This is a genomic window from Candidatus Hydrogenedens sp. (assembly GCA_035361075.1).
Classification (GTDB): Bacteria; Hydrogenedentota; Hydrogenedentia; order Hydrogenedentales; family Hydrogenedentaceae; genus Hydrogenedens.
Genome location: DAOSBX010000027.1, coordinates 26,043 through 47,831, shown reverse-complemented (window position 1 = coordinate 47,831; position 21,789 = coordinate 26,043). Strand labels below are relative to the sequence as shown.

The 21,789-nt window shown below is 38.4% G+C and carries 20 protein-coding genes; 10 read left to right on the top strand and 10 right to left on the bottom strand.

Annotation, left to right across the window (positions count from 1 at the left end):
* The 6 genes from PLJ10_09305 to trpC form a co-directional block, all read right to left on the bottom strand.
* Window positions 1–3,619, bottom strand: a 3,619-nt coding sequence (locus tag PLJ10_09305) for a hypothetical protein (protein HOK09845.1), incomplete at its 3' end; no start/stop codon positions are given.
* 368 nt (window positions 3,620–3,987) lie between these two features.
* Window positions 3,988–6,561, bottom strand: coding sequence for a hypothetical protein (locus tag PLJ10_09300; GenBank protein ID HOK09844.1), 2,574 nt, complete (start codon window positions 6,559–6,561; stop codon window positions 3,988–3,990).
* A gap of 8 nt (window positions 6,562–6,569) precedes the next feature.
* Window positions 6,570–7,424, bottom strand: a complete 855-nt coding sequence (gene trpA / locus PLJ10_09295; GenBank protein ID HOK09843.1) for a tryptophan synthase subunit alpha — start codon at window positions 7,422–7,424, stop codon at window positions 6,570–6,572.
* A complete protein-coding gene (trpB, locus tag PLJ10_09290; protein HOK09842.1) occupies window positions 7,393–8,622 on the bottom strand; it encodes a tryptophan synthase subunit beta in 1,230 nt (409 codons plus the stop codon). Before trpB ends, trpA begins: the two co-directional genes overlap by 32 nt.
* Entirely contained in the window at window positions 8,570–9,187 is a 618-nt protein-coding gene (locus PLJ10_09285; protein ID HOK09841.1) for a phosphoribosylanthranilate isomerase, read from the bottom strand. Before PLJ10_09285 ends, trpB begins: the two co-directional genes overlap by 53 nt.
* The gene (gene trpC / locus PLJ10_09280; GenBank protein ID HOK09840.1) at window positions 9,177–9,965 is read right to left on the bottom strand and encodes an indole-3-glycerol phosphate synthase TrpC; all 789 of its coding nucleotides are present in this window, start codon (window positions 9,963–9,965) and stop codon (window positions 9,177–9,179) included. The genes PLJ10_09285 and trpC overlap by 11 nt, the downstream gene beginning before the upstream one ends.
* A 185-nt stretch (window positions 9,966–10,150) precedes the next feature.
* Between trpC and PLJ10_09275 the strand changes: the two genes are divergently transcribed.
* The gene (locus PLJ10_09275) at window positions 10,151–10,774 is read left to right on the top strand and encodes a sigma-70 family RNA polymerase sigma factor (protein ID HOK09839.1); all 624 of its coding nucleotides are present in this window, start codon (window positions 10,151–10,153) and stop codon (window positions 10,772–10,774) included.
* A 50-nt stretch (window positions 10,775–10,824) separates the two neighbouring features.
* Here PLJ10_09275 and PLJ10_09270 read toward each other — a convergent pair whose 3' ends face one another.
* Window positions 10,825–12,168, bottom strand: a complete 1,344-nt coding sequence (locus PLJ10_09270; GenBank protein HOK09838.1) for a Gfo/Idh/MocA family oxidoreductase — start codon at window positions 12,166–12,168, stop codon at window positions 10,825–10,827.
* Between the two features lie 128 nt (window positions 12,169–12,296).
* On the opposite strand from PLJ10_09270, the gene PLJ10_09265 reads away from it, so the two are divergent.
* The gene (locus PLJ10_09265; protein HOK09837.1) at window positions 12,297–13,103 is read left to right on the top strand and encodes a methyltransferase domain-containing protein; all 807 of its coding nucleotides are present in this window, start codon (window positions 12,297–12,299) and stop codon (window positions 13,101–13,103) included.
* A 158-nt stretch (window positions 13,104–13,261) separates the two neighbouring features.
* Here the strand turns inward: PLJ10_09265 and PLJ10_09260 are convergent, their stop codons facing one another.
* From PLJ10_09260 to PLJ10_09250, 3 genes are all read right to left on the bottom strand, one after another.
* A complete protein-coding gene (locus PLJ10_09260) occupies window positions 13,262–13,534 on the bottom strand; it encodes a hypothetical protein (protein HOK09836.1) in 273 nt (90 codons plus the stop codon).
* A 223-nt stretch (window positions 13,535–13,757) separates the two neighbouring features.
* Window positions 13,758–14,114, bottom strand: a complete 357-nt coding sequence (locus PLJ10_09255) for a hypothetical protein (protein ID HOK09835.1) — start codon at window positions 14,112–14,114, stop codon at window positions 13,758–13,760.
* 65 nt (window positions 14,115–14,179) lie between these two features.
* A complete protein-coding gene (locus PLJ10_09250) occupies window positions 14,180–15,049 on the bottom strand; it encodes a HEAT repeat domain-containing protein (protein ID HOK09834.1) in 870 nt (289 codons plus the stop codon).
* Window positions 15,050–15,343: 294 nt separating this feature from the next.
* On the opposite strand from PLJ10_09250, the gene PLJ10_09245 reads away from it, so the two are divergent.
* From PLJ10_09245 to prfB, 8 genes are all read left to right on the top strand, one after another.
* Window positions 15,344–15,853 (top strand): ankyrin repeat domain-containing protein, encoded by a 510-nt coding sequence (locus PLJ10_09245; GenBank protein HOK09833.1) that lies wholly within the window; start codon window positions 15,344–15,346, stop codon window positions 15,851–15,853.
* 240 nt (window positions 15,854–16,093) lie between these two features.
* Complete coding sequence (gene rpsB / locus PLJ10_09240; GenBank protein HOK09832.1) at window positions 16,094–16,972, top strand: 30S ribosomal protein S2; 879 nt, start codon at window positions 16,094–16,096, stop codon at window positions 16,970–16,972.
* A 53-nt stretch (window positions 16,973–17,025) separates the two neighbouring features.
* Complete coding sequence (tsf, locus tag PLJ10_09235) at window positions 17,026–17,700, top strand: translation elongation factor Ts (GenBank protein ID HOK09831.1); 675 nt, start codon at window positions 17,026–17,028, stop codon at window positions 17,698–17,700.
* 4 nt (window positions 17,701–17,704) lie between these two features.
* Complete coding sequence (gene pyrH / locus PLJ10_09230; protein HOK09830.1) at window positions 17,705–18,424, top strand: UMP kinase; 720 nt, start codon at window positions 17,705–17,707, stop codon at window positions 18,422–18,424.
* Between the two features lie 3 nt (window positions 18,425–18,427).
* A complete protein-coding gene (frr, locus tag PLJ10_09225) occupies window positions 18,428–18,985 on the top strand; it encodes a ribosome recycling factor (GenBank protein HOK09829.1) in 558 nt (185 codons plus the stop codon).
* Between the two features lie 66 nt (window positions 18,986–19,051).
* Window positions 19,052–19,804, top strand: a complete 753-nt coding sequence (uppS, locus tag PLJ10_09220) for a polyprenyl diphosphate synthase (protein ID HOK09828.1) — start codon at window positions 19,052–19,054, stop codon at window positions 19,802–19,804.
* A gap of 25 nt (window positions 19,805–19,829) precedes the next feature.
* Entirely contained in the window at window positions 19,830–20,636 is an 807-nt protein-coding gene (locus PLJ10_09215; protein HOK09827.1) for a phosphatidate cytidylyltransferase, read from the top strand.
* Between the two features lie 35 nt (window positions 20,637–20,671).
* On the top strand, window positions 20,672–21,787 hold the full coding sequence (prfB, locus tag PLJ10_09210; protein ID HOK09826.1) for a peptide chain release factor 2: 1,116 nt from the start codon (window positions 20,672–20,674) through the stop codon (window positions 21,785–21,787).
* Window positions 21,788–21,789 lie beyond the last annotated feature (2 nt).

Genomic DNA, 21,789 nt, shown 5'->3' with positions numbered 1-21,789 from the left:
TATTGCATTCTTCTACCACACTACCGATTTCTAAATTTGCAGAAAGAATCTCATTAATAGCATTAACAAGACTATCTCCAACCACATCTGGCACTGTAGTGCAAATTCCCGATGATACGACAAAATCAATATTAGAAAATAAAGGTATATTTATATTTATAGGAGTTTGATCTGCTATTACTCCTGCGTGATAAGTCCAATCGCACCTTTCCGTACTGGATAAAAAGTAACCCCAACTTTCGAGGGTATTTTTAACTGTGTTGTAATTTAGCCCTCTTAAATCTCCTAAGTACGAATAAAAATTATTTTGCAGGAATGGATAAGTGATACCTTCATTTAGCATCCATGTTGATGAAAAGTTCCATCCTGAGAATGTTGTTTCTGCCATCATTTCTGAAGTTGTTTTCCCTTCACCACCTTCAGATGTCTCTACTCCACTATATTCTTTATCCCAATAACTTGAATCAATAGTCCCTCCGTCGTTGGTGGAACAGAATCCGCCTGAAATCCCTTTATCTACTATTATCTTTGCTACAGCATAGGAATTTTGAACATATCCGCGGTTATAACCTACAAATCCGCCTACATTACCAAATCCAGAAACTTCTCCCCAGAAATAATTATCATGGTTGGTGTCCATAAATAATGTTGAACTAACTGACCCTATAAGTCCGCCGACAACATATGTTCCGATAACCTGTGCTACTCCGAACGATTCAAAGATAACACCGCTATTATCACCGACAAGGCCACCTGTAAAACTATCATTTCCTATGACTTTTCCATTGACACCACAATTGTGTATTTGTCCAAGGTTAACACCCGCTAAAATTCCAACCGCACCCCTTCCTGTCACATTAGCTCGTGATATATTCACATTATAAATTCTGCCTGTATTCTCAACAAAACCGAAGAAACCAACATAGTCTTCAGACGGTCGGTTAATGTATAAGTCAGAGATGATATAACCTCCACCTGCAAATATACCTTCAAAGTCCTGTATGGGTTCAAAACCGGCACCACTATTCCAATTTTTAGTATCTGATGCGTCAATGTTATTTGTCAAAACATAATATCCATCTCTTGGGAATGAAGGGTCCTTGCCAATTTGGGCAATTTGATTTATTGTGCTTATTAAAACCGGGGGGCAAAGTCCGTCTGATACATATAATATTACCGGATCAGTTGAAAATACTTTAACCCATTCTTGTGGATAGACTGATTGGGATACAATATAGCCTGGAGTGATAACATTATCACACACAGTTTGGAGATCACTCGATATTCCATAGAATGATAGCCAATCTATTGCGTTTACATAGTAGAAGTTTCGAAAATAGATGATTATCATTAAATCCTGTCGTAATAAAGGATAACTGTGGTCTTCTTCTATGCCCCAATAATTAGAAAAGTCCCAACCTGTATATGTTGCCATTTTTTTCATATTTTCTGTTGTTTCGGGGGTTCCACCGCTAAAGGAAATGGAAACACCAGATATAGATTCATCCCAGAAAGAATTATTTACTGTAACAGGTCCAGAACCATTCCCAATAAGCCCACCTGCAGAAGAAGGTGTTGAAAAAACAGATGCAGAATATGAATTATCGAGTTCTGTATTTACATCAGCAAAACCGATGAGCCCCCCAATATTTTGGCTTGATGGATTTGAATTTTGTATGGAGGCTTGAGCATAACAATTCAAAATAACCGGACTACTACCAATTGCTGAATCCATAGTAGTATATCCTGCAATACCTCCAAAATTTTTTCCCGTTTCTGAACGAACAGCACCGATAAATGATATTCTTATCAAATCGCAACCTAAAGCACGACCACAAACACCTCCAAAATAACCATAACTTATTTTGGGTGATAATTCTCTTGCATTTACATTGGCTCGGATAGAACAGTCATATACTGTTATTCCACCGTAAATAGCACCTGCCAAGCCACCTACAGAATTTATACCAAAGACCTCTCCACTTGTTGCTATATTTTGTAAAGTAGGGATGATTTCCGGAACGGAGGCCGTCTCTATTTCTCCAGCTAAAACTCCAACATATCCTATACCATAGATTTCAGCATTTTCTATGATTAAGTTTTGAACTCTTCCGAACTCTCCATTAGGTTTTTTTATGCTACGGAATAAACCGGTTGGGTAGCCTGAATCATCTAATATGTATAATCCCGATATTTTATACCCATTACCGTCAAGAACCCCTGAAAATGTTTCAATAGGAATAAAACCTGCTCCACCATTCCACTCCCTCGTAACGGAAGCATTAATGTCATTGGCCAATATATACATATTATCAGCAGGATAATTTGGGTCATTGCCAATAAGTTGCAATTGTTCTATTGTAGATATATAAATCGGAGGGAACGGCCCTTGAGAAGATTTAATTGTTACTTCGCCAGTGTAAGGGAAGTAGCAATGTTGTTCGGGATCAGTCTCAACCACATGTCCTATAGGAATAGTATTGTGATATACGGACACCACACCACCAAGCTCGAAACCATTTTCTAATAATTGTTTGGTAGCATCTGGGAGATTCAATCCGATTACATTCGGGATTAAATTGGATAAATCACAAAGGAAGGGATAGGTATATTCTTTATATTGAGACCATTGAGTGGAACAATTCGAACAAGGCTCAGTAGATATATCCCAACCCATATCTAAATATACTTCGGGGCTTTTCATTTCTCTGGTATTAAGGCCTTTTCCTCCTGAAGATTCTGTTTGTTTACTGGTTTCAACATCCCATACACTGGATTGCACATAATCAGGATTATCTGCAAATCCAATAAGCCCTCCTATATTAGATGTCCCCTCAGGAACTTCCCCGGTAGAATAACATTGTTCTATATATACTTTATTGGCTAATCTTCCTACCAAACCACCGACATAACTCATATCACTTATCGAAGTATAAATATTCATGTTGGAGAAAGATTTTGTTATACTTACAGAGTCGGAGAGACCATCAATAATTCCAACTAACCCTCCAAAATTATACTTTGCTGTAGGGTCAAAATCACGCCATATAAGTGCACCTCTTGTATAACACATGTCTACTCCCATGTCACCTGATAAAGGCTGGATGATACCTGCTATTCCCCCGCAATTTGAAGATGCCTGTATACGACCAGATACTATACAATTAAAAATCTTTCCACCTAATATCATCCCAGCTACGCCTCCGACTATGGATTTACCACTTATAGCCGCATAGTATAGTTTTAGGTTAGTTATTGAACCTTTTTCCACAAAACTAAACAAACCAACATAACTTTCCCCAGGCCTATCTATATAAAGTTCAGATATGACATGCCCATTTCCATCGAAAGAGCCCCTAAATCTCCCAAGAGGAGTGGAATCACCGATAGGGTCAAAGCCACCAGGCCAGGTTTCGGTATCAGATGCATCAATGTCATTGACTAAAATATAATCAGCATCTAACGGAGTTAATATCCCTATATTTTTTAAATCATTCAATGTCGAAATGGGAATAATAGGAGCAGAATGAGCAAGTAGCGGTGATAAGATGATTAACAATGCACAAACAAATGTGCAGTAAGAAAAAACATTATCATTTTTATTCATTTTGTTTTTCATTTCCCAACCCTTTCATGTTTAGTTGAATTGAACCACACACTATATTTTTTCCTTTTTATAAAGGTAACATATACTGATAAAATTTGGCTTATACAATTATTATACTACAAAACAATGGAAATTATGCTTTTTAACAAAAAATTTTTTTTATTTTTACTTCAGCGTTTTGATTAATTTATATATCTGTACATACACCTATCTATTTGATAAATTCTATTGGCAATGGTGTTAACATTACCCATGGGCTGTTGTATTATCAGGCACATTTTTTTGTTTGTTCTATGTTGTTAGTGATTAATGATGTCAATGAGATTTAATATCCTTTGTTCAGAGGTTCTATTTTTCTTTTGTAAAATGGTCTGAGCAAATTAAATTGTTATTAGTAAAGAAATAGGTTTGTCTTTTTCCATATTTGTGGTAAGAGAGAGAAATCCTTCGTAGTTGGTGTTGAATTGGGAAAAGTCTATTCCATTTAGATGTACTTTAAGTTGTTCTAATGAGGAATAAATAGATTGGTTTAGTTTAATACATAGAGTTATATGTTCAGAACATATGGGTAAATATTGTAACTTGATTTTTTCGGGTTGGTATGCATAAGAAATAAGAGATGTCTTCAGTTTGAATTCATTGAATGGTACTTTGGGATCAATAATTAGGGTGCCTTTTTTTGGAGAAAGTCCGAACATTTTTAATACCGCAAACAGGATACCAGCATGACAATTCATATTCATGATGGGGAACTGGGTCATAGGTGTAAAGTTTAGGCAGAAGGTTTCACCTGCTCGTGGATGTTCTGCCGAGTTATAAGCGTCTGGTCCGGACCAGATACCATACCAGATGTTAGGGTACGTTTCTGCATGGGTAAAAAGAGTATTTTTCAACAAGAAGTTCCATGCCTCTTGAGGATTGCATTCGGACCACGCCCATGCTAACCATGCATTGATGGCATACCATATACCGCCGTTTGTATCGGAACCTGGTTCTAAAAATCTACCTTTCATTGGTGGAACAAGGCAAGTAGCACCGAAGGGTTGTGTATCGACACAGTTCTCTTTTATGGTTTTGATTAATTTTTCTTTTTCCTTGTTGTCTAATAGGTCTGCGAGAATTGCGAAAGGTTGGACATCTAAAAACAAATTGTCATCCCCTAATTTTTTATCTCCTATGCCAGTATATCCTTTAGGGAACCACCTCCCATTCCATAAAGACCTGAGGTGTTGCCGTTGTGTTTGTGCAAAATCATTCATAGTTTTTGACAGGGCAGGATTATAAGGTTGTATCCATTGGGCTATTTCTGGCAAAACAAGCACAGACATGGCGGAATTGAAAACAGACTCACCTTTCATCATGGTAATTAAAGGACATGGAGAAAAGGCAAGAAACACATCATTCCAATCACCTGTTCCGCTTCGAATTAATCCATGTTTGCCCGTGGATACGCTATGAATTAGGTGATAAAATGCTTTTTCGATATGTGTTAATAACGTTGCTTCTTGTGAAGGACTTGTGTTTCTGAAGGGAACTTTTTCATGGAGGATTGTTGTATCAAAAGTTGCTCCCAGATATTCTGAAATAGCCCAAAGAAAGAATAAATCTAAATCTGAACTCCATGAATGTATACCAGCCCCTGTGGTTTTTCCATTTCCGACAAGTGCATAAGGCAGTTTCCCTGTCTTTTCATCCTGTAATTGACCCAATAAAAGTAGCATTTCACGTGCAAGGTCAGGACGCAGGTAAATAAGAGGAACAATAAAAAATGCCCAATCCCGTGGAGCACCAGATGCACCATGAATAAACCCATACGCAGAGCCCTGGTCAACAAAATAACGATTAAAATACTCTGTATACACACATCCTGCTTGGAGGTAATACGAATGCCATCTTAGTTCTCTGTCAAGAGGGACTTTTATTTTGGGTATATGAACAGCAATGGAGCGTTTATCTTTTGTTATGACTTTTGATACAGAATATTTTGATTTATACTCTTCAATTTTCTCAGTAGTTCCATAGCCGACTAAATATTTTACGTTGATTTCAGTTTCCGCACTTAATGTTCGTTCTTCCACAAAACTTAAAAGGTTGCAACAATTATCTGATGTTTTTCTTTTTTGAGAAAAACCTTTTTCTTCGCAAAGTGAACGGATAAATGTATCCAAGTGATTTTTATTTGTGAACAAGTGGTTTGGGTTTTGAGTATTTAATGAAGATATAAAGAAGGCATCAACAGGTAAGACTTTCCATGAACTTTTTCTTTTCCTTTGTTCTTTGTCAATGAATTGGAAAATAATTGTATCTTTATCTGTTATATATCTTGCGGAGTTTTGGATTTTTCTTCCTTTTCTTTTACGAAGCATATTCCAGAATGTATTATATGGAGGTGTCATAATAAGCCCTGGATTGATTGGGAACCAATTTGGTTCCCATATTGGAATCACAAGTAGGTCTTGAGTTTCTTTTGTAAGATTTTGTATTTTCACCTCGTGAATAAGTACGGAGTCTTTCCCCTGTGGAGCAGAGAGTGTTTCCTCAACACATAGGACAGAGTTTTTGACTATTTTTTGAACATATCCGCACCCCCATATTATTCTGAAGTCCGTATCGTGGTTGTTATCACTACGATAAGTACATAGTTTTGTATTTTTTGACAAAATCCAACAATACCCTCCTCCTTTCATATCGTATTCTGGGTCGTAATAATTAAGAATTTGTGGACCTCTATCCCATGCGTATATTTGAACGTAACCTTTTGCATGTGCGGTTGCTGTGATGTGGTCATTTCCGACCAGATGCCAAATATCCGTATCCATCATCTTTTCAATATTTATGTGATAGCAGGGCTCCCCGTGTTTATCTTTACCCCAATACCCGAAATGACCTGCTCCAATATTTGGAAATACTTCATACAAATCTTCAAAGGTTTCTGAATCTGGGGAAAAGTGCATGGTATTTTTTATTTCGATTCTTTCTCTTTTTTTGTGGCATCCACTAAAGATTTTACATATTTAACAAAATCATCTTTCCATTGAGAATTGTCTGTATGCTCTTTCAAATATCGGACAAAAGCGGAACCAACAATTACACCATCAGATACAGAAGCAACAAAGGAAGCATGTTGCGGTTTAGATATGCCAAATCCCACCAATACAGGCAAATCGGTGTATTTCTTTATTCGTTCTACAGAAGTAGAAAGGTCATTGGCAATGTTATCTTTTTCTCCAGTAACACCTAATCGCGATACGTAGTATACGAAGCCTGAACATTTTTGAACGATATGTTGTATTCGTTCTTCGGGGCTATTTGGAGCCACCAAAAAAACTGTTGATAGACGGTTCTTTTCTGCCTCTGTTTTATAGGTATCAGATTCTTCTATAGGTAAATCTACACAAAGTATTCCATCTACTCCAACTTGTGCCGACTTTTTCAAGAATGGAGGGATTCCCTGGACAAGAATTGGGTTGAAATAGGTAAAAAGTAGAATAGGGATTTCTGTTTTCTCCCGCACATTGGCAATCCATTCTAATACCTTTGTAGGAGTGGTTCCTTTTAATAAGGCATGATAAGACGCATCCTGGATGACTGGACCATCTCCGACTGGGTCTGAGAAAGGAACTCCTACTTCTACGATATCCACACCAGCTTCATCTAATGCAAGCATAATTGTTTCAAAATAATCTGGTGAAGGGTAACCTGCAGTTATATAGGCTACGAATGTTTTTTCCTTATTTTGTTTTAATGTTTTTAGTCTTTCTTCTATTCTGTTTCTGTTCATATCTCTACGTATCCAGTTTAATAAATTTTGATGCATGTTCAACGTCTTTATCACCCCGACCGGAGAGGTTTACGAGGATAATCTGGTTCTTAGGTCTACGTGGTGCTTCTTTTAACACGTACGCAATTGCATGGGAACTTTCCAATGCTGGAATTATTCCTTCTAATCGGGCACATAGCTGGAACGCCTCCAATGCTTCATTGTCCATTGCGTAGGTATATTTAACTCTACCAGACGAATAAAGCCACGCATGTTCAGGCCCGACACTGGCATAATCCAGACCTGCGGATATGCTATGGGTGCTACCAATTTGACCGAACTCATCCTGTAAAACATAGCTTTGAGCACCATGTAGCATTCCTCTGCTTCCACCTGCAAAACGTGCCGCATGCAACCCTGGGGTAATGGCTTTGCCACCTGCTTCGACACCGACCATTTCAATATCTTTATCATTTAAAAACTCGTAAAACAAACCAATGGCATTGCTACCACCACCTACGCATGCAACCAGCATATCGGGTAATTTACCTGCGTGCTCAAGGATTTGTTGTCGGGCTTCTATCCCAATAATCTTTTGAAATTCACGACATATCCATGGGAAAGGATGGGGTCCATGAACGGTACCTAAAACATAATGGGTATGCTTTACATTCAATGACCAATCTCTCAGGGCTTCATTGATAGCGTCCTTTAATGTTTTACTACCAGCATCGACGCCTATAACCTGAGCCCCTAATAGTCGCATGCGAAACACATTTAGTCGTTGTCGTTCCATATCTTCAGTGCCCATATAGATACAGCAGTCCAACCCTAACAAGGCAGATGCGGTAGCAGTTGCGACACCATGTTGTCCAGCCCCTGTTTCCGCAATCACACGAGTTTTCCCCATTCGTTTTGTCAATAAACACTGACCTAATGCATTGTTAATTTTATGGGCACCTGTATGTGCTAAATCTTCCCGTTTAAAATATATTTGAGCCCCTCCTAAATGTTCTGATAATCGTCGGGCAAAATATAGAGGAGTTGGTCTGCCGATATAATCACGGGCATAATTCTGGAATGTTTTTTGGAACTCTTTGTCTTCGCGAGCGGAACGGAACACCTGTTCCAGTTCTTCTAATGCAGTAAATAATGTTTCGGGGACAAACCGTCCTCCAAACTCTCCATATCTGCCTTTATGGTCAGGATAGGGCGTTTTTGGCTCTGTAAATAAATTCTCTGACAAGATATTCATCCTTCTTTCCTGGATATTCTTCGACCCCAGTGGATACATCAACCGCATAGGGACGAACTTCTTGAATGGCATTAACAACGTTATCTATGTTTAATCCGCCTGCAAGAATAATAGGTTTACCAGTTTCTACTGCTTCTCGTGCTTTCTCCCAATTGCAGGTTTTACCTGTGCCACCGTGGGCTTCACCTATCTTTGCGTCAAGTAAATAACCTCGAACTTTGTAAGATAGCATATTCGTTATTGTAAATTGTTCATCTACTGCGAAAGATTTGATAATAGATTGCCCGACTGGTATTTCTTCGGGTTTTTCTTCTCCACACATTTGTATGAGGTCAAAATAAGTTAAGTATTGAACCCATCTTTCCATAGGTTCGTTCACAATGACACCCACCGTAGTCACAAAAGGGGGGATTACTTCTAATATTTCAATGGCTTCTTCGAAAGGTACATAGCGGTGCCTTGCCTTTGCCTCTGGAGCCATGACAATTCCAATGGCATCTGCACCTGCATCGCATACCATTAATGCGTCATCTTTATTAGTTATGCCACAAATTTTAACCTTCATATTTGCCTTTTCCTAAAAGCCAGGGAATAAACTGTTCTGGTTTCTTACTCTGTAAAATGGATTCGCCAATAAGAAAGGCTTGTATTCCTAATTCAAAAAATTGCCGAATGGTTTCGGGGTGACTTATTCCGCTTTCGCTTACAACAATATAATCATTTGGAATTATTTTTTTCAAACGAGTGGTTGTCTCTATGTTCATTGTTAGCAAATCTAAATCACGATTATTTATCCCGATTATTTTGGCACCAGCACGGATTGCCTTTTCTACTTCACGTTCATTATGCACTTCTACTAATGGTTCCATTCCCAGTTGTCTGGATAGGGATAAAAAATCTTTTATTTGTTCATCGGATAGTATACGGACAATTAATAGGACTGTATCTGCATTAAAAACCCTTGTCTCATAGAGTTGATATTCGTCGATGACAAATTCCTTTCTAAGACACGGGATTGATACTGCATGATGTGCTAAATTTAAGTCTTCTAAGCTTCCGTGGAAAAAACGGTTATCAGTAAGAACAGAAATAGCGGAGACGCCTACCTTCTCATAGCATTTAGCTAATTCGGATGGCTCTAAATCTTCCCATATAGGTCCGCGTGAAGGTGAATACCGTTTAATTTCGGCAATTATTGATGGTTCAGGTTTGAGCAGAGCCTCAGCGAATGGTCGTGGCGGTTCTACCTGCTTTAATAAGTCAAGTAGTAAAGAAAGGGGTCTTTCTTTTTTTAGTTGTTCTATCTCTTCTTTTTTGTGAAATATTATTTTGTCCAAAACCATATTTTATTCTTTCTTTTGTTAAACAAGATGTAAATAGTATACCTTATTGGAATTCATTGAGGCATTTTGAGAATAGAGGAGTGTTAACAGGTATGTATCATTTGCCTAAAATAAGCCAAAATTGATAAACTTACATAAAATAAATTAACAATAATGATAAATTGTTTTTTTAGGAAGAGGTGTCTTTGAGTAAAAAATTAAAAAATACGTCGAGTTACTCTCCTGAATTTGAGCAGGAGGTTGTTAAATACATTGATTTGATTTATAGTGTTGCATATCAGTTGACACGGAATCGTGAAGATGCACAAGATTTAACTCAAAGTACTTTGGTTAAGGCATTTCGGTTCCATGAGCAATTTGAGAAAGGCACAAATATAAAGGCATGGCTTTTGACTATCCTGCGTAATACGTTTATTAATGATTACCGAAAACGTGCTAAGGAACCGACACGTGTTGAGTTGTTAGGGAATGAACCTGCAAAGAGTACTGCACCCGATGCGAGTATTCCTGGGGTTGCCAATAAGCCGTTGGAATATGAACATTTACTTGAGTTGTTAGATGAACCTGTTCGTAGGGCTCTGGATTCGTTGCCTATCGAGTTTAAGCTTGCGGTGATTATGTCTGACCTACAAGATTATTCATATAAAGAAATATCTGCATTTATGAATTGTCCAATCGGGACAGTGATGTCAAGGCTATTTCGTGGGCGTAGATTAATGAAAGAATTCCTTGAGCGTGAAAAGCAAGGCACCTTATCAGAATTATCTTCTCCTAATAAACGTAGGAAAAGACATAAATCCACAGCGTAAAAACTTCTCTTTTATTTTTAGGGATGGAGAAGGTATGTAGTGATAATAAATTAAGCTCTTCGGCTATAAGGTAATTTCCAGCCATTATGGTATTCACAACCTACCAAAGCATCAGCCTTTGGATTGTTTGTAACCTTTTCAGCCACAGGGTCCCAGTGTACTTCTGCCTGTGTTCGAAATGCGAGGTTACCGAGATGGGCAACTGTTGATACATGGTGTGCTAATTCGATATTTTCAATTGGTTGTTCACGACTTTTAACACAGTCAAGGAAATTACGGACATGGGCAGGTCTTGCATCCTTGCCAGGTTCGCCCACCATTTTTTCTAATGTTTTCTTCTTCGGTTCTGGAATAAGTTCCCAGCCGCTGTCGTCAATTACTAATGTTCCCTCAGAACCGCAGAAAAGCATTCCATGAGGTTTGCCGTTAGGACCGATACCGCCGAGCATTTGATGTTCAAAAACAAGGGTATAATTGGGAAACTCATACACGGCTACCTGAGTATCAGGTGTCTCTGTATTATCGTCAACAACTAATTTTCCACCCATAGAACTGACTCGCTTTGGAGTTTCCAATCCCATTCCCCATAAGCATATATTAAGGAGATGAACCCCCCAATCGGTCATTAGTCCACCAGCATAATCCCAGAACCAGCGGAAATTGAAGTGAAAACGATTTTTATTAAATGGGCGTTTTGGGGCAGGTCCTAACCACATATCGTAATCGACGCCTGCTGGCGGGTCGCTATCTGGGGGGTTACCAATACCACCGACCCAATCTAAGTATGCCCAAGCACGAACCAGTCGTATTTTCCCCAATTTGCCAGATTGCACAAAATCTATTGCTTCTTTATAGTGTGTACCACTTCGCCATTGAGTTCCCATTTGAATAATTCGATTGTTCTTCTTTGCACATTCGAGCATCGCCCTGCCTTCATCTATCGATTTTCCTAAGGGCTTTTCGCAATAAACATCCTTACCCGCTTCGCATGCGTAGATAGTAGGCAAGGCATGCCAATGGTCTGGAGTTGCCACCAGTATAACATCAACGTCCTTTCGTTCGACCACTTTGCGGAAATCTTTTTCCGTATCTGGTTTGTGTCCTCTTTGGGCTTCTACTAATTTAACAGTATCTGCTAACATGGCATCATCGATATCACAAATGACTCTGCAATCAACTTCTGGGTTCAGGAAAAAGGTGGACAGGTCAACTTTTCCAATACCGCCACAACCGATAAGTCCGACATAAATCTTTTCATTGGGCGAGATGTTTTTTGCTTCTTCTTTAGCCTTGTCTGCTTGTTGTGCAAACAATCTCTGTTGTAATAATGCGGTACTTATTCCGACTGAAGCAACTGAGTTCCACATAAATTCACGACGATTTTGCTTTTTCATATATGTTTTCCTTATCTAAAATTGTTTATTATTTTCAAACTATAGAATTCAATAGGTATACTATTATCATACACAAACTTCTATCATAATAATTAAGTAAAATGTTTATCAAATGGAGTAGAGGTAATTTGGTAAATAGAATTAGACACATTTTAAGACACCTTGCATGGCGATATAAAAATTATGGTTTGTACTCCATGTGGACAGCAAAGAAGGCGTACTTCCTTAACGCTGTTCGGAAACTTCAGAACCAATTTTTAAAATCACGAGTGAAATGCCCGTGTTGTGGTTGGGAAGGTTATGGCTTTCGGTATTTAGATTGTGGTTGGTTTATAGTCCCGCAGGTGGAGTGCCCATCCTGCCGTGCACACGAACGGCATCGGTTCTTTAAATTATATTTAGAAAGAACACCACCTCATTTTTTGTCTTCTTCTGAAAAAAGCATTAACATTCTACATTTCGCACCTGAACATCACTTTCGAAAAATATTGGAAAGTAAGAAGAATTTACTGCTCTTTTCAACTGATTATACATCGGAAGCACTGCAATCTGTTAGCCCACCACGATTTGTGGCGGATATTCATCACTTACCAATAAAAGATGAGCGTTTTATTGGAATTGTTTGTCTTCATGTGTTAGAACATGTAAAGGACGACAGAAAGGCACTTTTAGAACTTGCACGAATTTTATCGCCTCAAGGAGAATTGCTGTTGATGGTTCCCTTTATGATGGACCAAGAAGAAACTATTGAATATGGCGAGCCAAGGCCTGATATATTCGACCATGTACGGGGTTATTCTCCATGTGATTTTAAGGAAAGGTTAACAGCGTTTACTTTTGAAGAGATTAAGCCTAAAAATATTCTTTCTAAAGAGGAAATAAACTTATATAAGATTCCTGACAGCCAAGTTCTATATGTATGTCGAAAAAAATAAACGTAATTTGTTAAACCCAGAATCAACACATCGACCATTCACAGAGTCTATCGGAGATGAGAGGAGAGCATAAATTGGTTAAAAGAAGGAAATAATGGGCAGAATATTACTCTGACTACATTTTTTAATTGTCGAATTTCATGGAATGATTAAGATGTTTAACAACGTTTTACTAATTCACGGCGAAGTACCACGCCAGCTGGAGATTTTGGAAGTTTATCAATGATAGTGATATCTATTTTTTCAGATTGGCCATTTACTTGACTTTTCAAAAACTTCATTAACTCATCTGGATTTATGGTTGCCCCTTCTCTTAATACAACGAATACTTTCGCTTCTTTTTGCTTGGTTGGTTTTGGCACTGCAATAGTGCATACTTCTACAACATCTGGGTGTAATAAAAGTGTTCTTTCTATCTGAGTATATGGCATAAGGACAAACTCCTAAATCATCATAAACCTGTTAAATCTTGTATGATTAATTCATATTAAAATAATAATGATATAACAATATTTTTGTCAATAATTTATCGCCACGCTTTCATGCGTACTATATTATAATAAAAATATGAGCGTTTTGTCAAAAAAATTATGTGTTTGGGGAAGAAACTTTGATTTTTATAAAATAATTTAAGTGGGGAGAGATAGATAGGTTTTATTGGATGGAATTATCGTCTATAACGGAATCATCTTCTATTCTTATATTTCCCTCGCTGAGGTTGCGTGGTTTGATGTCCACGCCGGGGATAGGAATAATAGCACCTGCTTCAAGTAATGCTTTATATACAGAGCGATTGACCCTGTCTCCACTTGTCACTACATGCACAGCACCATTGACCATAACTGCGAATTGTTTAACTATTTTATTGCCCCTCGGCACATCCGTTCCTTTTAACATCATATCACGTTCTATTAAGAATGTCTCACTATCCGGTGTGGATAATGATTCTTTTATTTCCTGATTTTTTAGCAATTGTTTAAGCCAGGAAGGCCGTTTCTTGCGAAACAGCATATTTAAAGTTCTCCTTTCCTTTTTATATATTATACACCAAAAATAATGGTAATTTCTCTTCTGGTTTAATTTGAAGAATTTGAGGAGGATGTACTATGTTGTATTCGTGCATTGATGGCATCAATTGCACTCTGAGCCAATTCTCTTAATTCGCCTTCGGATTCTTTTTCAACAACTTTATTCAAAATGTCGATATCTTCTTCTTTGCCAAAACGTCCCAGATTTATAAGTGCTTCTCTCCTTACGGATTTTGTTATTTGTTCATCCTGGACTGCTAAACGAAAAATATGTATGAAGTTGGGAATTTGGTTTGGAGGTATACTAAGTAAGATATGTTCACGTTGTTCAGAATTGTCTTTGGCTAAATCCCAAAGTTCATTTATTTTATTATATCCTTCCGATTCCCCTCTTTTGGAGAGTGCTGTCAAAACTTCAAAACGTACTCTTGGTTCTTTATCATTAGCCAATGTTTTTAAGTGATTCGTAACGTCCGGGGTTAAGATGAGGCTTAATAGATTAATTGCACAGACGCGTGTATTTACTTCCTTCTCTGGTGTGGTTAGTGGGATTAATTTATTTGCCCAGTCTTCTTTTAGGTAGGGTGTTAAACTCATAACTGCAAGTACTTTTGCCATTGGTTTTTCTTGTTCATCTTCAATAACATGGAAAAGTCGGTTTATAGCGGTGTCTCCATAACGGGAAATCATCTCTTGTGATATTTGTAATGCTGTAAGATAATCAATATTTTCTTTTTGTAATGTTGAGATGGTGTACCATGATTGAAACAAATTATCAAGAGATGGGCCTGAGGTGTTTGGGCTCTCCTTTTTGAAACACGATATATTGAAAACACTCAATAATAAAGAAAGATGAATCAATAGTATAGAGGCAGTCAATACCTTTTTCTTATATGTACTTAAATATAATTGATGCATTTGAATAAACCTTCTGTAATTAAATTCATCATTAAGTATACATATAACGAAGCCTCATAGCCAACTTAATACAAAGTTATAAATAGTGGTTTTTGTCTGATTTTTGTCATTTTGACGAGTCGTGTGTAAAAAAATGGAAAAACTATATTTTGGACATAAATTATGGATTTTGTAAATTTATGTCATTCTATAAGTTATATATAGACGAAAGAGTTTTATGTTATGGCATGGATATTGCTTTACCCTATTTTGTCCTAAAATAAAAATCGCCGGAAACTATAAGGAGTATAGGTTATGAATATATTCAGCATCGCACAAAAACTATACAGCCCGCTGGACAAAGTTGCGTTGTCGAACCATCCTGTTCTATTTAACATCATGCTTACAACACTTTGTGAGGACCATGGTGTTAGCACTTCCAAAATCAGTCCGCTTCATCGAGCAGTTCGCTTAGGTTTGGAGGAAGCGGTAGAGAGTCTGCTACAGTTTGGTTCAGACCCTAATGAGAAAAACAGTTTGGGAGAAATTCCTTTGCATGTTGCGGTTCGTATGAATAGAATAGACCTTGTTCGTATTCTCCTGCCCTATTCACATATAAATGCTACAAGCCATTATGGATTGACGCCACTTCATTGGGCATGTCTCTTCGGATATACTCCTATTGTAGAGCTGTTACTTTTAAACGGTGCTGACCCGTATATACATGCAGTTGAAGCGGATGGGTTAACTCCGAGAGATTTTGCTATGTTAATGGGTCAAAAAGAGGTCATCAATCTTATTGAAAACTTCGCCCCCCTCAGGTAAATACCAGAGATATAATAGGTGATTTTTTCTATAACTTTCCCGTTGCCGTTTATCCTTGCTTTATTTGCGTAATTGTTTTGATTTTTTTTTGATATTAAGTTTGTAGATTTGTTATACTTATAACCTCTTTATTTTTAATTAACAAAAACACAGGAGCCTCTTGTCTCCATTTTGGGTGCTCATGAATGTATGAGTTCAAGTGGGCTCCGAGGAATTAACCCAAAGTAAAAGGAGTAAAGTATGTCTACTATTGTTACCCCCCGTGAACTATTGGAAGTAGGTGTTCACTTTGGTCATCAATCTCGTCGTTGGAATCCGAAAATGGCGAGGTATATCTATGGGGAAAAGAATGGGATTTATATCATTGACTTAAAGCACACGTTAAAACAACTTTACAAAGCGTATGCTCTTGTGCGTGATACGGTCTCTAAAGGGGGAACGGTGCTGTTTGTGGGAACGAAACGGCAGGCTCAGGAAGCTGTTAAGAGGGAGGCAGAACGTTGTGGCATGTTTTACGTGAATAGCCGATGGTTAGGTGGAACTTTAACGAATTTCAAAACTATTCGCAGTAGTATTGCTGAACTATTGCGTTTGAAATACCTTGAAGAGACAGGTAAAATTGACCAGTATGGGAAGAAAGAAGGGATACGGTTGAGAAAACGAATTGCAAAGTTGGAGAAGAATCTTTGTGGTATTGTTAATATGACTGAGGTTCCAGATATTGTGTTTGTAATTGACACAAAGCATGAGGAAATTGCGGTACGAGAAGCGGCAAGGCTTAATATCCCATGTATAGGGATTGTTGACACAAATGTGGACCCAGACGCAGTTTCTTTACCCATCCCGGGCAATGATGATGCTATTCGTGCGGTATCTTTGTATTGTCGGATTATTGCTGATGCTGTTCTTGAGGGTAAGAATATAAAGGAGAAAGGACCAGTATCTCAGGCAAAAGTACGACCGCTTTCGCGTAGAGTTAAAAAAGTAACCGATGAAGATGTTAAGGTTGTGATAGAGTCGACATCTCAGGAAGAAGGTTCTGAAAAGGAAGCCGATGCAGAGGAAGTTCCTGCGGAAGAGTCGAAGGTAACCGAGCAGGAAACCTCAGCAGTTGAATAAAATTTTAGTTATAAACATACGGAATAGATTTTAATTAATACAGGAGAAAAAAGATGACAATTAGTGCGAGTGATGTAAAACAACTTAGAGACCAAACAAATGCACCCATGATGGATTGCAAAAAAGCCCTTATCGAATGTAACGGCGATATGGAAAAGGCTGTAAAATGGTTGCGTGAGCGTGGAATAATGAAGGCTGCTTCACGGGCACATCGTGTAGCGGCGGAAGGTCTTATTGCTTCGTATGTTCACATGGGTGGCAAGATAGGTGTTTTGGTTGAAGTCAATTCGGAAACGGACTTTGTTGCTCGCGGTGCCGAATTTCAAACGTTTGTAAAAGATATATGCCTTCAGATTTGTTCATCCGCACCACGGTGGATTTCAAAAGAAGATATACCTGAGAATGTATTGAATGAAGAAAAACAACTTTATATTAAGCAAGCCTTAGAAACGGGTAAACCTCAGAATGTTTGCGAGAAAATTGCGGAAGGCAAATTAAATAAATGGTATGAAGAGGTATGTTTGTTAGAGCAAGTTTCCGTAAAACCTGAACATGAAGGCAAAAAGATAAAAGACCTTTTAGGTGAATTAACGGCCAAGTGTGGAGAGAAGATAGAGATTCGTCGGTTTGTCCGATGGGTTCTTGGTGAAGGTATTGAGAAGAAACAAAGTAATTTTGCAGAAGAGGTAGCGGCAGAATTAGCTAAAGCATCAGGAAAAGAGGCATAGAACATTGAGCACACCCATTTACAAGCGTGTTCTTTTGAAGTTAAGCGGTAATGCTTTATCTTCAGATGGTGAGACAATAGGTTCGAATGCATTGAACCATTTATGCGATGAAATTGTGTCCGCATATCAGGTGGGTGTACAAATGGGATTGGTCGTTGGTGGTGGAAATATTCTCCGTGGCAATCAATGGTCAAAGGCTTCTGGTGTAGACCGTGCCACAGCGGATTATATGGGTATGCTGGCTACGGTTATCAATGCCTTAGCCTTACAATCTGCTCTGGAAAAGCGAGGGATAGAAACTCGTGTTTTGAGTGCTATTGAGATGAGGCCTGTTGCTGAGCCATATATACGGAGACGAGCGTTGCGACATCTGGAAAAAGGTCGCATTGTTATCTTTGCCGCAGGGACAGGAAATCCCTTTTTAACTACAGACACAGCGGCGGCACTTCGTGCAAGTGAAATAGATGCGGATATTCTTATGAAAGCAACGCGTGTTGATGGAGTGTATTCGTCAGACCCTGAACAAGATTCATCGGCAAAGCGATTTGACCAGATGAATTATCAGGAGGTTTTGACACAAAATCTTAAAGTTATGGATGCGGCTGCAATCTCTATCTGTCGTGAAAAGAATATTCCGATTTTGGTATTCTCATTTCTTGAAAAGAATTGTATTTTAAATGCAGTTTACGGACACTCGATAGGAACCATAGTTAAGGGAGATTAACCTATGCCACACCCACTCATTAAAGAAGCTGAACAGAAGATGGATAAAAGTGTGGAAAGTTTTCAACAGGAACTTTCTGGTTTTCGCACAGGTAGAGCTAATCCAGCGTTGTTAGATGTAGTGCATGTTGATGCATATGGCAGTAAAATGAAGATTAACCAATTAGGAAATGTCACTGTACCCGATGCCCATCTTATTGTTATAGACCTTTGGGATAAGTCCATTATTGGTGCTGTTGAAAAAGCGATTATGGCATCACCTTTGGGAGTAACTCCGTCTAATGATGGTAGATTGATTCGCATCCCTATTCCGCCATTGAGTGAAGAACGACGTAAAGAGCTTATAAAAGTTGCTCATAAAATAGCAGAAGAGGCTCGCGTTGCAGTTCGAAATATCCGCCGAAGTATTATAGAGTCTTTGAAGAAGGAAGAGAAAGACGGAAAGATTACAGAAGATGATTTACATCGTTTTTCAGATGATGTACAAAAACTTACCGATAAACATATCGAAAAAATTGACCAGATATTAAAAGCCAAAGAGAAAGATATACTGGAAGGGTAAGTCTTTTTATTAGGATTCTGTGGATATTATATTACTGAGCTAAACATTTGAATCAGGTTTTAACCCATGCGAAAGATTCCTGCGGATTTAGACCCGAGAGTAGATTTGGAACGACTTCCTAAACATATTGCTGTTATTATGGATGGTAATGGTCGGTGGGCAAAACTTCACGGGAAAAAAACAACTGAAGGGCATGAAGCAGGTGCAGAGGGAGTTCGGGAAATATTAAAGGGGTGCAGAGAATTGGGGATTCCGTGTTTGTCTCTCTATGCTTTTTCAACCGAGAATTGGGCTCGACCTCAAGATGAGGTTGAATCCCTGTTCCGACTAATGAGTACGTATATTCGGAATGAGATTGATGAGATAAAAAAACATGGGATACGCGTTTTATTTATGGGTGAGTGGAAAGAATTACCTCCTAATGCGATACAAGACCTTGAATATTGTTTGCACAGAACCGAGAACAATACGGATATGACTGTTATTGTTGGGTTAAATTATGGAGGTAGACAGGAGATATTACGTGCGACGCGTTCCCTTGCTGAAAAAGTTCAAGCGGGAATGCTTAGCCCCCAACAAATAGATGAGGAGATTTTTGTAAAACATTTATATGTCCCTGAGTTTTCGGAAGTAGACCTTCTAATTCGTACCAGTGGCGAGCAACGAGTTAGTAATTTTATGCTCTGGCAAATTTCTTATGCGGAAATGGTTTTTTTACCTGTGCTATGGCCTGATTTTCGACGTCAACATCTTTGGGAAGCCATTGTTCAATATCAGCAGAGGGAAAGACGTTTCGGCTCACGTTTAGAATGTCTTTGAACACACCTAATATAGGGGAAGTTTTGTGATTCAACGAGTGATAACAGGAATTGTTTTAGTTTTATTAACAGCATTGCTGTTATGGATACCTCCATTATATTTATGTTTAGCCCTTTTTATTGCGGTATTAACAATGATAGCAGGTTGGGAGTATTTTCAGATTACGAATCCCGTAAACCAAAATGTGTTAAGTCTTACGTCGTTGATTCTGATACCCATCATTGTTTTTTCTGGAGTCGGAGGGACTCCTTTTTATATCCATTTATTTTTTGTTCTCTCTTTTGGTGTTATAAGCCTGTTATATATTTTTAACCAAACAGTGTCGCATACAAAATTGGTATATGCATGTTTCGCTTTATTTTATCTTGGCTGGGTTCCAGCACATTTGTTATTACTTCATACCCAACCCCGTGGACCTGGTTATATAACAATGTTCATCGTTGCAGTTGCTTTGTGTGATTCTGGTGCCTTTTGTGTTGGTAAACTTGTTGGGAAACATCAGTTAGCCCCAGAGATAAGTCCTAAAAAGACATGGGAAGGTAGTATAGGTGGGGTTGTTTTTAGTGTTATTGGGATGTTAGTTTTATGGTTATTACAACGGTTTGTTTTTGTTAACTTTCTCCCAGATCAAAGTGTCGTTTTCTATTTGAAATGGGGTATAATACTTTCCATCATTAGCCAGTTTGGAGACCTATTAGAATCACGATGGAAACGTGAAACGGGCGTCAAGGATTCTGGGACTATTTTCCCAGGTCATGGGGGTGTTCTTGACCGTTGTGATGGGATGCTTTTCGCATTTCCATTTTTCTTCTATTTATATAAGATTCTTTGACTGGAGTTTGATTAAAGGGAAGGTTTTCTAATTTTATGTATGAACTTGAAATACAAACTATAAATAACTTAAAGCAACGGCTAACAGAGTTGCGCTCCTGTCTGAATGTAGAAGGGGTACAAGAACAGATAGAATTGTTAGAACGGAGTATGGAAGCACCAGATTTTTGGAACGACCCTGAACGAGCCCAGAAAACGTTGCAAGAAATAAAAAGCCTGAAGAACGCTATAGAAGAACCGGAGTCTTTGAACAAAGAACTTGAAGAAGCAGAAGCCTTTATTCTCATGGCAATAGAGGAAGATGAGGGGACACTAAGTCAGGAGGTGAACCAGTTGATAAGCCGTTTACAGCAGGAAATTCATCAATTGGAAATTAAAAGCCTGTTCAGAGATCCGAGGGATACAAAACCTGCGATTGTAAGTTTTCATCCAGGTGCAGGAGGGACAGAATCCTGCGATTGGGCACAAATGTTATATCGAATGATTATGCGATATTGTGAGGAGAAAGGACTTGAAACAGAATTGGTAGACTATCAACCTGGTGAAGAGGCAGGATTGAAGAGTGCAACAATAAGGGTTACAGGATTGTATGCCTATGGCTTACTCAAATCTGAAAATGGGGTTCATCGTCTGGTGCGAATATCTCCTTTTGATGCGAACAAGAGACGGCACACCTCGTTTACCGCGATTGAAGTTTTATCTGAAGTAGATGAAGATATAAAGATAGAAATACGTGAGGAAGACTTAAAAATGGACACGTTCCGTTCCAGTGGGGCAGGTGGACAAAAAGTAAATAAAACCAGTTCTGCGGTGCGGTTAACTCATTTACCCACTGGGTTTGTTGTTAGTTGTCAGGTAGAACGTTCTCAACATCGTAATCGTGCGATGGCTCTACAAATGCTCAAAGCGAAGTTATATGATATGGAAATGCGGAAGAAAGAAATGGAACTTTACGCTCAACGGGAAGGTCAAACGGAGGTCGCATGGGGTAGCCAGATTCGGAGTTATATCCTTCAACCATATCAGCTGGTCAAAGACCACCGCACAGGTGCGGAGACCAGTAATGTGGATAGGGTCTTGGATGGTGATTTAGATTTGTTTGTTGAAGCATACTTAAAATGGAATTTAGAAAAGAAAAGTGTAGGAATTTAACT